This window comes from Intrasporangium zincisolvens, from assembly GCF_034724055.1.
Taxonomy (GTDB): Bacteria; Actinomycetota; Actinomycetes; order Actinomycetales; family Dermatophilaceae; genus Monashia; species Monashia zincisolvens.
In genome coordinates this window covers 125,253-137,676 of sequence record NZ_JAWIIL010000009.1, presented here as the reverse complement: position 1 = coordinate 137,676, position 12,424 = coordinate 125,253, and the positions used below count along the sequence as shown (strand labels likewise).

12 protein-coding genes are annotated in these 12,424 nt (G+C 71.8%); 11 read left to right on the top strand and 1 reads right to left on the bottom strand.

What is annotated here, in order from left to right; genetic code table 11:
• Positions 1–94 precede the first annotated feature (94 nt).
• The 11 genes from RY076_RS19430 to RY076_RS19380 all read left to right on the top strand — a co-directional run bounded on the left by RY076_RS19430 (position 95) and on the right by RY076_RS19380 (position 10,858).
• Positions 95–784, top strand: a complete 690-nt coding sequence (locus tag RY076_RS19430) for a 50S ribosomal protein L25/general stress protein Ctc (protein WP_323100932.1) — start codon at positions 95–97, stop codon at positions 782–784.
• 136 nt (positions 785–920) lie between these two features.
• The gene (pth, locus tag RY076_RS19425; protein ID WP_323100931.1) at positions 921–1,514 is read left to right on the top strand and encodes an aminoacyl-tRNA hydrolase; all 594 of its coding nucleotides are present in this window, start codon (positions 921–923) and stop codon (positions 1,512–1,514) included.
• Positions 1,515–1,664: 150 nt separating this feature from the next.
• A complete protein-coding gene (locus RY076_RS19420) occupies positions 1,665–2,855 on the top strand; it encodes a DegT/DnrJ/EryC1/StrS family aminotransferase (protein WP_323100929.1) in 1,191 nt (396 codons plus the stop codon).
• Positions 2,856–2,860: 5 nt separating this feature from the next.
• Positions 2,861–3,589, top strand: coding sequence for an acyl-ACP--UDP-N- acetylglucosamine O-acyltransferase (locus RY076_RS19415; protein WP_323100927.1), 729 nt, complete (start codon positions 2,861–2,863; stop codon positions 3,587–3,589).
• Positions 3,586–4,329, top strand: coding sequence for a NeuD/PglB/VioB family sugar acetyltransferase (locus tag RY076_RS19410; protein ID WP_323100925.1), 744 nt, complete (start codon positions 3,586–3,588; stop codon positions 4,327–4,329). The genes RY076_RS19415 and RY076_RS19410 overlap by 4 nt, the downstream gene beginning before the upstream one ends.
• Complete coding sequence (locus RY076_RS19405) at positions 4,326–5,393, top strand: glycosyltransferase family 2 protein (RefSeq protein WP_323100923.1); 1,068 nt, start codon at positions 4,326–4,328, stop codon at positions 5,391–5,393. Before RY076_RS19410 ends, RY076_RS19405 begins: the two co-directional genes overlap by 4 nt.
• An 85-nt stretch (positions 5,394–5,478) precedes the next feature.
• The gene (locus RY076_RS19400; protein WP_323100921.1) at positions 5,479–6,468 is read left to right on the top strand and encodes a GHMP family kinase ATP-binding protein; all 990 of its coding nucleotides are present in this window, start codon (positions 5,479–5,481) and stop codon (positions 6,466–6,468) included.
• 56 nt (positions 6,469–6,524) lie between these two features.
• On the top strand, positions 6,525–7,571 hold the full coding sequence (locus tag RY076_RS19395) for a Gfo/Idh/MocA family protein (RefSeq protein WP_323100919.1): 1,047 nt from the start codon (positions 6,525–6,527) through the stop codon (positions 7,569–7,571).
• Positions 7,568–8,530 (top strand): SDR family NAD(P)-dependent oxidoreductase, encoded by a 963-nt coding sequence (locus tag RY076_RS19390; RefSeq protein WP_323100918.1) that lies wholly within the window; start codon positions 7,568–7,570, stop codon positions 8,528–8,530. Before RY076_RS19395 ends, RY076_RS19390 begins: the two co-directional genes overlap by 4 nt.
• A gap of 8 nt (positions 8,531–8,538) precedes the next feature.
• Positions 8,539–9,666 (top strand): DegT/DnrJ/EryC1/StrS family aminotransferase, encoded by a 1,128-nt coding sequence (locus RY076_RS19385; RefSeq protein WP_323100917.1) that lies wholly within the window; start codon positions 8,539–8,541, stop codon positions 9,664–9,666.
• A 73-nt stretch (positions 9,667–9,739) separates the two neighbouring features.
• The gene (locus RY076_RS19380) at positions 9,740–10,858 is read left to right on the top strand and encodes a DegT/DnrJ/EryC1/StrS family aminotransferase (RefSeq protein WP_323100915.1); all 1,119 of its coding nucleotides are present in this window, start codon (positions 9,740–9,742) and stop codon (positions 10,856–10,858) included.
• Between the two features lie 3 nt (positions 10,859–10,861).
• On the opposite strand, the gene RY076_RS19375 is transcribed toward RY076_RS19380, so the two are convergent.
• On the bottom strand, positions 10,862–12,379 hold the full coding sequence (locus tag RY076_RS19375; RefSeq protein ID WP_323100913.1) for a lipopolysaccharide biosynthesis protein: 1,518 nt from the start codon (positions 12,377–12,379) through the stop codon (positions 10,862–10,864).
• Between the last annotated feature and the right edge of the window lie 45 nt (positions 12,380–12,424).

The following is a 12,424-nucleotide window of genomic DNA, read 5'->3' as shown; positions in this document are numbered from 1 at the left end:
GCTCCGTCACCGCCGACCCACCGCGCGTCGTCCCGCGCCGAGGCCGACCACATCATCGCTCGTCCCACGACCCCCCCGAGAACCAGGAGTCCCCGTGTCCTCCGACATCACCAAGCTCGTCGCCATCAAGCGCACGGAGTTCGGCAAGGGCGCTGCCCGCAAGATCCGCCGCTCCGGCAACATCCCCGCCGTCATCTACGGCCACGGCACCGAGCCGGTCCACATCTCGCTGCCGGGCCACGACACCATGCTCGCGCTCAAGCACGTCAACGCCCTGCTGACGATCGTCGTCGAGGGCGACGAGCAGCTCGCGCTCGCCAAGGACGTCCAGCGCGACCCGATCAAGCCCGTCATCGAGCACGTCGACCTCGTCGTCGTGCGTCGCGGCGAGAAGGTCACCGTCGACGTCCCGGTCCACCTCGAGGGCGAGGCCGCCGCGGAGACCGTCGTCACGCTCGACCACTCCACGCTGCAGCTGCTCGTGGCCGCCACCGACATCCCCGAGAACGTCGTCGTCTCGGTCGAGGGCCTCGAGGCCGGCACCCAGGTGCTCGCCGGCGCCGTCGAGCTGCCCTCGGGCGCCGAGCTCGTCACCGACGCCGAGGCGCTCGTCGTCAACGTCACGCAGGCAGTGTCCGCCGAGGCCCTCGAGGCCGAGCTCGCCGAGGCCGAGGCCGAGGCCGGCATCGAGCGCGAGGAGCACGAGGAGACCGCCGAGGGCGAGACCGCCGAGGCAGCCGAGGGCGAGTCCGCCGAGGCGAAGGCCGAGGGCGACGAGGCCTGAGCCTCTCTCCACCCGCGTCCACGGGCCTCGTCCGAGCCATCGCTCGGCGGGGCCCGTGTGCGCGTCCGGGGCAACCCAACCCGTGGGACCCTGCACGCACCCACCCGCAGCACAGACCGACAGGATCGAAGACCGCATGGACACCTGGCTCGTCGTCGGGCTCGGAAACCCTGGACCCGCCTACGCCGGCAACCGGCACAACGTCGGAGCCATGGCGCTCGACGAGCTCGCCCTCCGGGCGGTCGGCGGACGCGCGGTCCTCAAGTCGCACAAGGCTGGTCGCGCCGCCGTCGCGGAGGCGCGGTTGCGCGTCGGTGGCCCCAAGGTCGTGCTCGCCGTGCCGACGACCTACATGAACGAGTCGGGCTCCCCCGTCGCCGGTCTGTCCAAGTACTACGACGTGCCGCCCGAGCGGCTCGTCGTCCTGCACGACGAGCTCGACATCGAGGCCGGTCTGGTGCGGCTCAAGCTCGGTGGGGGAGAGGGCGGCCACAACGGCCTGCGCTCGATCTCCCGCTCGCTCGGCACCCGCGACTACCTCCGCGTCCGGCTCGGCATCGGCCGGCCCCCGGGCCGCCAGGACCCCGCCGACTTCGTCCTCAAGGACTTCTCGAAGGTGGAGCGAACCGAGGTCCTGCCCTTCCTCGTCGACGAGGGCGCCGATGCCGCCGAGGCGCTGATCGAGGTCGGCCTGCTCGACGCCCAGCAGCGCTTCCACTCACCACGCTGAGACCTCCTCCCCTCCCGGATTCGGGAATCCCCCCGCTGCCGTCGACTGCTCGTGTCAGTCTGTTGGGCGTCAGGCCGCCTTTCGGGCGGTGACGGCGCGTCGGCCAGAGGGAGGGCCGGTGCCCCTGGGGGTGGGACCGGAGGGGTGTGCATGACCACGACAGGATCAGTTCGTCGTCCGGTGTGGGAGGGGCGCGAGATCGCCATGGCCAGGCCGTGGTTCGACGAGCGCGAGGTCGTTGCGGCGGCTGCGGCGGTGCAGTCCGGCTTGGTGGATCACGGTGCCCGGGTCGCGGAGTTCGAGGAGACGGTCGCAGCCCTGGTCCAGGCGCCCTATGCCGTCGCCGTGTCGAGCTGCTCGGCAGCCCTGCACCTCGGCCTCGTCGCACGCGGTGTCGGGCCGGGTGACGACGTCGTCGTCCCGTCCCTGGCGTCCGTCGCGACGGCGCACGCGGTACGGCACGTCGGAGCGAGGCCGGTCTTCGCCGACGTCGACCCTCGCCACCACAACGTCACGGCCGGGACGGTCGAGGCCGCACTGACCCCGGCGACGACAGCCGTGATCGTGGTCGACCACTACGGCACCCCGGCAGAGCTGGAGCCGATCCGCTCACTCGTCAGCGGACGCGGGATCGCCCTGGTGGAGGACGCCGCGTGCGCCCTCGGGAGCGTCCGCGGCGGACGACCGGTGGGCGCGGGGAGCGACTTCGCCGCCTTCTCCTTCCACCGGGACTCGATCCTCGTGACCGGTGAGGGCGGGATGATCGCCACCACCGACCCCGCGCTCGCCGAGCGGCTGCGACGTCTGCGGCGGCACGGCCTGAGCGGTGCCGCGCGCGAGCACCACCCCGGGCGCCGTCGCGCGGCCGAGCACTGCGTCGAGACCGGTTACAACTACGGCCTCACCGGCATCCAGGCCGCGATCGGGATCGTGCAGGCATCCAAGCTCCAGTCCATGGTCGAGCGACGCCGGGAGCTCGCGCGGCTCTACCAGGAGCTGCTCGCGGACGTCCCGGGACTCGTCATGGCGACCGATCCGGACTGGGGACGGGCGAACCACCAGGCGTTCTGGGTGGTGCTGCCGGACGACTTCCCCGTCTCGAGGGATGACCTGCTCACGGTCCTCGAGCGCCACGGGATCAGCGCCTCGCGCGGAATCCCTTGTGCTCACGAGGAACCCGCGTTCGATGACCTCGAACCGGTGAGCCTGCCGGTTTCGGAGCGGGTCGCGCGGCAGTCGGTCCGGCTACCGATGTTCCACGCGCTGACCGAGGACGACGTGCGACGGGTCGCGGAGGTGGTCCGTGACGTGTGGTCCGACCCCCGCGGGCTCCTGGACTGACGTCCATGTCCACCGACGCGTCGACCCGAGTGTCGACGTCCGCGTTCGTCGGACCGGGCGTCGAGCTCGGCGTCGGCGTATCGGTCGGACCGTTCGCGGTGCTCGTCGGGCCGACACGCATCGGCGACCACGTTCGCATCGGGCCAGGCGCCCACGTGGGAGGCGCTCCCGAGATCGCGTCCGTGCGTCAGAACGACGCCTGGGACGGGGATCTGGACCACCACGAGGTGAGCATCGGCAGCCACACCGTCCTGCGCGACCACGTCGTCGTGCACCACGGGAGCGTCCGGCCCACGACGATCGGCGCCGGATGCCTGATCTTCAGCCGCGTGTACGTGGCCCACGACGTCCACGTCGGTGACGGCGTCACCCTCTCGGCGGGCGTCAGTCTGGGGGGCCACGTGACGGTCCGTGCGCGGGCGAACCTTGGGCTCAACGTCAGCGTCCACCAACGCCGGGTCGTCGGCGGTCTTGCGATGGTCGGCATGGGAACACCTATCGTCCGCGACGTCCCGCCCTTCGCGACGGTCTTCGGGGTACCGGCCAGGGTCCAGGGCTGCAACCGCTTCGGCATGGAACGGGCCGGTATGGCGGACAAGGAGATCGAGGCTGTCGCCGAGTTCCTCGCCACCGGAAGCCCGCCCGCCCCTGCGGCGTTGTCGGACCCCGTGCGGGAGGAGCTCACCTGGTGGCACGGTCTCGCGGAGCGGGTGGAGATGGAGCGGGCGACATGAACAGGGACGTGCCGGACGGGCAGCAGCCCCTGGTCCTCGTGGCTGCCGGCGGTCTCGCCCGTGAGGCGGCGGCCGCGGCGCGAGCCACGGGTCGGGTGGTCCGGGGCTGCCTCGACGACGACCCGGCGACCTGGGGCCGCGACGTCGGCCCGGGCCTCACGGTGCTGGGCGGGCTCGATGACGCCCGGCAGCACACCGAGGCAGCCTTCCTCGTCTGCGCCGGAAAGGGCGCCGTCCGCGAGCAGCTCGTGCGCCGGCTGGGAGCGCTCGGGATCGGTGCGAACCGCTTCGCGACGGTGGTGCACCCCGACGCCTGTCTCGCCGACGACACCGTGGTCGGTGCCGGCGCCGTGGTGCTCGCCGGTGTGGTGGCCACCTCGGACGTCGTCATCGGCGACCACGTCGTGTGCATGCCCAACGCCGTGCTGACCCACGACGACCGCCTGGCCGACTTCGTCACGATCTGCGCCGGTGTCGTGCTGGGCGGCGGCGTGTCAGTCGGCCGCGGCGCCTACCTCGGGATGGCCGCCTCCGTCAGGGAGGGCACCAGCGTGGGCGCGGGTGCGCTCGTCGGCATGGGTGCAGTCGTGCTGCACGACGTCGGCGAGGGCGAGACGTGGGTCGGGGTGCCGGCCGCCCCGCTGCACGGACGCTCCGCCGGCACGGGAGCGGGCCATGACGGTGGGTCCGAACGTGCGCCGACGTGGGCGGCCCCGCGGGGGACCGGTGGTGGCCGATGAGCTCGGTCAGCGTCGTCATCCCCTGCTACCGCTACGGCCACTTCCTCGAGGCCGCGGTCCGGAGCGTGACCGACGACCAGCCCGGGGTCGACGTGCGGGTTCTCATCGTCGACGACGCGTCGCCCGACGACAGCGCGGAGGTCGCCAGGCGCATCGCCTCCCGGCGTCCCGAGGTCGAGGTGGTCGTCCACGACACGAACCGCGGCAACATCGCCACCTTCAACGAGGGCCTGCTGGAGTGGGCGGACGGCGACTACACCCTGCTCATGTCGGCGGACGACCGTGCGACGCCGGGCGCGCTCGCCCGGGCCAGGGACCTGCTGGACGCCCACCCCGGCGTCGGCTTCGTCTACGGTCGTGCGCTGTACGTCAGGGACGGGGAGCCGCTTCCGGCAGCCAGGACGCGCGTGCGCGGCTGGTCGATCTGGTCGGGTCAGGAGTGGCTCCTGCAACGCTTCCGGCAGGCCGAGAACCCGATCACCTCGCCGGAGATCATCGTGCGGACCTCCCTGCAGCACCGGGCCGGAGGCTACGACCCCGGTCTTCCCAAGGCGGCCGACATGGAGATGTTCATGCGGCTGGCGGCCCACGCCGACGTCGGCTTCATCAGGGGCGTCGACCAGGCGTACTACCGCCTCCACGGCGAGAACATGCACACGACGGTCACCTCGCTCATGGACCTCTTGCAGCGGCGGTCGGTGTTCGAGGTGGTCCTCGAGCGGTACGGCGACGCCGTCGAGGACCCGGAGCGGCTGTCGGTGCTCGTGCACCGGCAGCTGGCCCGCGAGGCGCTCTGGGCGGCTGGGCGCGTCCACGACCTCGGCAGGTTCCGCCGGACCGAGCTGGGCCGGCGGCTGCTGGGCGGTGGTTCGCAGGGGACGGGCGAGGACGTCGGCCCGCTGCTGGAGTTCGCGCAGGACTGCTGGCCCGACATCAGGCGCGAGGCGCTGTACCGGACCCTGGCCACGCGCAGCCGACTCGGTCCGCGCGACCTGCAGTTCATGGTCAACCAGAAGGGCCAGTGGTGGCTGCGCCGCCGGTCCTGGAAGTACCGCGGGGTGTGACTCCGGTGTCTCCGTCGCGGATGCGAAGAGGTGCACGGGATCGGGGACCGCACCCGACGACGACAAGGAAGGGCCGGTCGAGGTCATGATCATCACCCAGACGCCACTACGGGTAGGGCTCGTCGGCGGCGGCACCGACCTGCCGGACTACTACCGGGAGCACGGCGGTCGCGTGCTCAACGCCGCCATCGACAAGTACGTGTACGTCGTGGTGAAGCAGCGGTTCGACGACGACATCTACGTCAACTACTCGACGAAGGAGATCGTGTCGCGGGTCGAGGACCTCCAGCACGAGCTGGTGCGAGAAGCCTTGCACATGACCGGAGTTCGCGGCGGCGTGGAGATCACCACACTGGCCGACATCCCCTCGGCCGGCTCGGGGCTGGGGTCCTCGTCGGCGGTCACGGTCGGGCTGCTCCACGCACTCTTCACCTACCAGGGGCGCCAGCTCACGGCGGACGAGCTGGCCGACCGCGCGTGCGGGATCGAGATCGACCGCTGCCGCAAGCCCATCGGCAAGCAGGACCAGTACGCGGCGGCGTTCGGCGGCATCTGCGACCTGGAGTTCGGGCCCGGCGACCGTGTGGCCGTCAACCAGCTCGCGCTCTCCGCGGACCGGCGTCGGCGCGTCCAGGACGAGCTGCTGCTCTTCTACACGGGCACGACCCGCCAGGCGAACGACATCCTCGGGGAGCAGCGGGCCAACATCGCGAACAAGCTCCCTCAGCTCGCGCAGCTGCGTGACCTCGCCGGCCAGGCCGCGGACGGGCTGCGCGAGGGAGACGTCGAGGCGCTGGGGATCGCGCTGAACAAGAGCTGGGCCGCCAAACGCGAGCTCGCGAGCGGGGTCTCGACGAGCGAGATCGAGCAGGCCGTCGACGCGGCCGTCGGGGCCGGCGCCACGGGTGCCAAGGTGACCGGCGCGGGCGGAGGTGGCTTCCTGCTCGTCGTCTGTCCGCTGGAGCGGCAGCGTTCCGTCCGCGAGGCCCTCGCCCACATGCGGGAGCTGCCCATCAAGATCGACCCCCACGGGTCGCGCGTCATCTTCAACGTGCACCACGACATCTGGAGCTGAAGGGCGTTTTCGCGAACTCGCCTGACGGCGAAGGATCCGGAGCTAGCCTGCTTGACATGACCACAGCCATGGGGATGGCGGTCGTGGGGGCAGGGTACTGGGGGCCGAACCTGGTTCGGAATGCGATGGCTACGCCTTCGCTGCATCTGCGCTGGCTCTGCGACCTCGACGAGGATCGGGCGCGACGCGTCCTGGGGCCCTACTCGACCGTCAGGACGACGAGCTCCTACGACGCTGTCCTCAGCGACCCGGACGTCCACGCGGTGGCCATCGCCACCCCGGCCGCGACCCACTTCCCGCTCGCGATGGCGGCTCTCGACGCCGGCAAGCACGTCCTGGTCGAGAAGCCGCTCACGTCGGCGCTCGCCGACGCGGAGAAGCTCGTGCAGGCTGCCGCGGACCGCGGCCTCGTGTTGATGTGCGACCACACGTACTGCTACACGCCCGCCGTGCAGGAGCTGCAGCGGCTCGTGCACAGCGGTGAGGTGGGCGACGTGCAGTTCGTCGACTCGGTGCGGATCAACCTCGGCCTCGTGCAACCCGACGTGAACGTCCTGTGGGACCTGGCGCCGCACGACATCTCCATCCTGGACTACCTTCTGCCGCCGGGTGTTTCGGTCGTTGAGGTGGCCGCCCTGGGCTCCGATCCCATCGGGCACGGCCTCGCCTGCGTCGCCTACCTGACGCTCAGGCTCTCGACCGGCGCCATGGCGCACGTGCACGTCAACTGGCTCAGCCCGGTGAAGATCCGCACGATGGTCATCGGGGGCTCGCACCGGACCGTCGTCTGGGACGACCTCAACCCGAGCCAACGGCTGTGCGTGTACGACCGGGGCGTCGAGAGGACGGCGTTCGAGGATCTCGGAGCCGACGACAGGCGACAGGTCCGTATCTCGTACCGGACCGGCGACATGGTCGCCCCGGCCCTGAGCGAGCACGAGGCGCTGCGGTCGATGGTCGCCGAGTTCGTCGCCGCCGTCACCGAGGGTCGGAGCCCGGCGACCGACGGATCGGCCGGGCTCCGGGTCATGCGCATCCTGGAGGCCGCCGAGCGCAGCTTCCGGCTGGACGGGGCGTTCGTCGACGTGGGAGGGGTCGAATGATCAGGGGAAGCGTCTGCCTGGTGACCGGCGGGGCGGGCACGATCGGCTCGACGATCGTCGACCAGCTCGTCGCCGCCGGAGCCGCGGAGGTCCGCGTGCTCGACAACTTCGTCCGGGGCCGCAAGGACAACCTCGCGCAGGCCCTGGCCTCGGGACGGGTCGAGGTCGTCGAGGGCGACATCCGTGACATGGCGACGGTGCGCGACGTGTCCGAGGGCGTCGACGTCCTGTTCCACCAGGCGGCGATCCGCATCACCCAGTGCGCGCAGGAACCGCGACTGGCGCTGGAGGTGCTCGCCGACGGGACGTTCAACGTGCTCGAGGCCGCGGTCGAGGCCAAGGTGCGCAAGGTCGTGGCCGCGTCGTCGGCCTCGGTGTACGGACTCGCGTCGGAGTTCCCCACCACAGAGGCGGCGGCTCCGTGGGACAACGACACCTTCTACGGGGCGGCCAAGGTCTTCAACGAGGGGATGCTCCGCAGCTTCCACGCGATGTACGGGCTCGACTACGTGGCACTGCGCTACTTCAACGTCTACGGCCCGCGCATGGACATCCACGGGCTCTACACCGAGGTGCTGATCCGCTGGATGGAGCGGATCGAGGCCGGTGAGCCGCCGGTCATCCTCGGGGACGGTCGGCAGACGATGGACTTCGTCTTCACCACCGACATCGCCAGGGCCAACCTGCTGGCCGCCGAGTCCGGCGTCACGGATGTGGTCCTCAACGTCGGCACCGGCGTCGAGACGAGCCTGTCGGGCCTGGCCGAGGCGCTGCTCGACGCCATGGAGGCCAGCCTCCACCTCGAGTTCGGTCCCGAGCGTGCCGTCAACGGCGTCACCCGCCGGCTCGCCTCCATCGACGCCGCGGAGCGGCAGATCGGCTGGCGGCCGAGCGTCGGGCTCGAGGAGGGTCTTCGGACGCTCGTCGACTGGTGGCGCGCGGAGCGCGGGCGCGCATGATCCCGGTGATGAGGCCCTGGCTCGGGGAGCAGGAGGCTCGCGCGGCCGCCGACGCGGTCAGCTCCGGCTGGGTCGCGCAGGGGCCGCGCGTGGCCGAGTTCGAGACACGCTTCGCAGCCCACGTGGGTGCCGCGCACGGCGTCGCCGTGTCGTCGTGCACCACGGCGCTGCACCTGGCGCTGCACCTGCTCGGCGTCGGAGCCGGCGACGAGGTCGTCGTGCCGTCCTTCTCGTTCGTCGCGACCGCCAACTGCGCCCAGTACGTCGGGGCGCGCCCGGTGTTCGCCGACGTCGAGCAGGACGACGGCAACCTCAGCGTTCGCACCGTCGAGCCGGTGCTGACCGACCGGACGAGGGCCGTCATCGTCGTGCACCAGGGCGGCGTCCCGGCCGACGTGGAGCCGCTGCGCCGGCTGTGCGACAGCCGTGGCATCGCGCTGGTCGAGGACGCCGCCTGCGCAGCGGGCTCGCGCTACCACGGCGCGCCGGTCGGTGCCGGGTCGCACCTGGCGGCCTGGTCGTTCCACCCGCGCAAGCTCCTCACGACGGGCGAGGGAGGCATGCTCACGACCACCGACGCCTCGGTCGCCGAGCGCGCCCGACGCCTTCGCGAGCACGGCATGAACATGAGCGCCGCTGCGCGCCATGCCAGCAGCCAGCCCGTCATCGAGAGCTACCTCGAGGTCGGCTTCAACTACCGCATGACCGACATCCAGGCCGCCGTGGGGCTGGTGCAGCTGGGCAAGCTGGACGCCATGGTGGACCGGCGGCGGGAGCTCGCCGCGCGCTACACCGCGATGCTCGCCGACGTCCCGGGTGTTCGCCCCGTGCGCGACCCTGCGTGGGGCGAGACGAACTTCCAGTCCTTCTGGGTCGAGCTCGACGACGACTACCCGCTGACGCGCAACGAGCTGCTCGCCGCCCTGGCCGCCGCCGGTGTCTCGGCACGGGCGGGCATCATGGCCGCGCACCGGCAGCCCGCCTACGCCGGCCACCCGCACGTCGCCCTCCCTGCGACCGAGCGCCTGACGGACAGCACCCTGATCCTGCCGCTCTTCCACACGATGCAGGAGCGCGAGCAAGAGGTCGTGGTCGGGGCCGTCCGGCGGGCCGCGGGACTGGCGCAGAGCGCATGACTGCGAGCGACCGCCGACCGGAGCGCCTGACCGTCCCGACCGCCGTCACGGTGTCCCGCTGAGGAGGTACCCGATGCAGACCATCCCGCTCGTCGACCTGTCGCTGCAGCACGCACGCATCGCCGAGGAGGTGACTGCCGGGTTCGAGGAGGTCCTCGACACCGGGGACTACGTCGGCGGCAAGGCGGTGGCCGCCTTCGAGCAGGAGTACGCCGACTTCGTCGGCGCCCGCGCCTGCATCGGCGTCGCCAACGGCACCGACGCGCTGGAGATGGCGCTGCGCGCCGTCGGCGTCTCGGTGGACGACGAGGTCCTCGTGCCGGCCAACTCCTTCATCGCGACGGCCGAGGCCGTCGTTCGGCTCGGGGCGCGGCCCGTCTTCGTCGACGTGGACGACGACGCCCTGCTGATGGACCCCGCGGCCGTCGAGAAGGCGCTCACGGATCGGACGCGGGCGATCGTCCCGGTGGACCTCTTCGGACAGGTCGCGCCGTTCGAGCAGCTCCCGTCGTGCCTGGCCGACCGGCACGTCTCCGTGGTCGAGGACGCCGCGCAGGCGCAGGGCGCGACGCGTCACGGGAAGCGCGCGGGCACGTTCGGCTCGGCTGCCGGCACGAGCTTCTATCCCGGGAAGAACCTCGGTGCCTACGGTGACGCCGGGGCCGTCACCACCGACGACGACGAGCTGGCCGGGCAGGTGCGGCTCATGGGTGCCCACGGCAGCGCGGTGAAGTACGAGCACACGCACCTGGGCTTCAACTCCCGGCTCGACACGCTGCAGGCCGTGGTGCTCCGGGCCAAGCTCCGACGGCTGCACGAGTGGAACGCCGAGCGCCGGCAGGCGGCCGCCGTGTATGACGGCCTCCTGGCCGACGTCCCCGGCCTGCGGCTGCCGAGCACCCTCGGGGGCAACGAGCACGTCTGGCACCTGTACGTCGTCCGGGTCCCGGAACGGGACGTCGTGCTGCAGCACCTGCGGGACCGCGGCGTGGGTGCCGGCGTGCACTACCCGGTGCCGCTGCACCTGACCCCGGCCATGGCGCCCTTCGGACAGGGGCCCGGAAGCCTGCCGGTCAGCGAGGCTGCCGCCGGGCGAATCCTGTCGCTGCCGCTCTTCCCGGGCATCACGGGGGAGCAGCAGGAGCGTGTCGCCGCGACGCTTCGCGAGGCGTTGGACGGCCTCGCGGGCTGACGGTCAGCGGGTGCTCGCGGGAGCGAGCCGCAGCAGCCTCTCCACCCTCTCGGCGTACCTCGCCGGCACGGGCATGACTCCCAGCGCGTCACCGATGACCGTGGCCGCCACCACGCGCAGGAGCACCAGGTACGTGACGACGGTGGCCGTGCCGGCGATCGCCAGGGCGGGCAGCGGCGCGGCCAGACCCGATACGGCCCTGAGCACGAGCACGCCGAGCAGCATGGTCACTGTCGCAGGGAGCGCGAGGACGAGGAAGGGGCGCGCCACGGCCCGCGGGGACAGGTCGAGCTGCCTGGCCACGAGGAGCCAGCGGCCGACCGTGGCGAGCGTGGCGACGACGACGAAACCGACCGCGACGCCCGTCGGGCCCCAGCGCACCGCGACGGCCGTGGTTCCCACGGTCGCACCGTCGACCAGGAGGGCGTAGCCGAGCCAGGTGCCCGGCCGGCCGAGCCCGTAGAACAGGCCCTGGTCGAGCATCGCCCCCAAGGTGATGATGCCGGCGACCGCCAGCGCCTGCGTGGGCTGGACGCTCGCGGTCCACTGCTCCCCGAAGAGCAGGGGCACCGACAGCGGGGCGGTGACGACGATGAGGATCATCAGGGGTGACACCACGGCATAGGCGACGCCCAGCGCCTTGAGGTACTTCACCCGCAGGGCGCCGGCGGACTCGCGCAACCGGGCGAAGACCACGGTCGAGACGGGGATCAGGGGCGCCGCGCTGAGGTCGAGGGCGACGCCCACGAGACGCTGGCCGACGTTGAGCAGGCCCAGGGCCGTGGGTCCCAGGGTCACGGTGATGATCCAGCTCTCGGCCCACATCCGCCCTGTGGCCGCGAGGTCGACGCTCGACACGCGGAGGCCGAACACCGACATCTCGCGGAAAAGGCTGGGGGACAGCGTCATCGAGGGAACCCAGCGGGTGCTTCGCCACGACATCAGGGCTATCACCCACTGCGTGACGACCACCTGGGCCACCAGCGCCCAGACGCCGGCGCCCAGGAGTGCCATGGCGATGGCGACGACCTGGGCCAGCATCGCCGCGACCGCGGCCTGGATCGCGACGACGCGGAACGCCATGGCCCGCTTGAGCAGCGCCAGCGGAACCGCGCCGAGCACGGTGGGCACGATGGCGAGCACCAGCATCCGCAGGACCGGGGTGAGCTCGGGGGTCCGGAACATCATGGCGACGAGGGGTGCCCCCGCCAGCAGCCCGAAGCAGAGCACCGCCCCGGCCGCCACCGACGACCAGAACGCGGTGCTCAGGCTGCGCGGGTCGATCTCGTCCGCCTGCAGCAGGTAGGTCGAGAAGCCCATGTCCGCGAGCAGGTAGACCATGGGGATGACGGCCATGGCGGCGGCGACGACCCCGAAGCCCTGGGGTGAGACGGCGCGCGTCAGCACCACCAGGGTGACGAAACCGGTGAGCCGGGCCACCCACTTCTGGGCGGCCATCCACAGGACGCCCGACGCCACTCCGCCACCCAGTGCGGCGTCATCCCGTTGGCTGTCGCTCATGACCTCGGACTCTCCGGCTCTCGTCGCACTCTCGAATTGCGGGCC

What these genes read in the sequence shown, in the direction of transcription:
- pth (WP_323100931.1), top strand. Translation starts at nt 921, where the DNA reads ATGGACACCTGGCTCGTCGTCGGGCTCGGAAACCCTGGACCCGCCTAC.
- RY076_RS19420 (WP_323100929.1), top strand. Translation starts at nt 1,665, where the DNA reads ATGACCACGACAGGATCAGTTCGTCGTCCGGTGTGGGAGGGGCGCGAG.
- RY076_RS19415 (WP_323100927.1), top strand. Translation starts at nt 2,861, where the DNA reads ATGTCCACCGACGCGTCGACCCGAGTGTCGACGTCCGCGTTCGTCGGA.
- RY076_RS19410 (WP_323100925.1), top strand. Translation starts at nt 3,586, where the DNA reads ATGAACAGGGACGTGCCGGACGGGCAGCAGCCCCTGGTCCTCGTGGCT.
- RY076_RS19405 (WP_323100923.1), top strand. Translation starts at nt 4,326, where the DNA reads ATGAGCTCGGTCAGCGTCGTCATCCCCTGCTACCGCTACGGCCACTTC.
- RY076_RS19400 (WP_323100921.1), top strand. Translation starts at nt 5,479, where the DNA reads ATGATCATCACCCAGACGCCACTACGGGTAGGGCTCGTCGGCGGCGGC.
- RY076_RS19395 (WP_323100919.1), top strand. Translation starts at nt 6,525, where the DNA reads ATGACCACAGCCATGGGGATGGCGGTCGTGGGGGCAGGGTACTGGGGG.
- RY076_RS19390 (WP_323100918.1), top strand. Translation starts at nt 7,568, where the DNA reads ATGATCAGGGGAAGCGTCTGCCTGGTGACCGGCGGGGCGGGCACGATC.
- RY076_RS19385 (WP_323100917.1), top strand. Translation starts at nt 8,539, where the DNA reads ATGAGGCCCTGGCTCGGGGAGCAGGAGGCTCGCGCGGCCGCCGACGCG.
- RY076_RS19380 (WP_323100915.1), top strand. Translation starts at nt 9,740, where the DNA reads ATGCAGACCATCCCGCTCGTCGACCTGTCGCTGCAGCACGCACGCATC.
- RY076_RS19375 (WP_323100913.1), bottom strand. Translation starts at nt 12,379, where the DNA reads ATGAGCGACAGCCAACGGGATGACGCCGCACTGGGTGGCGGAGTGGCG.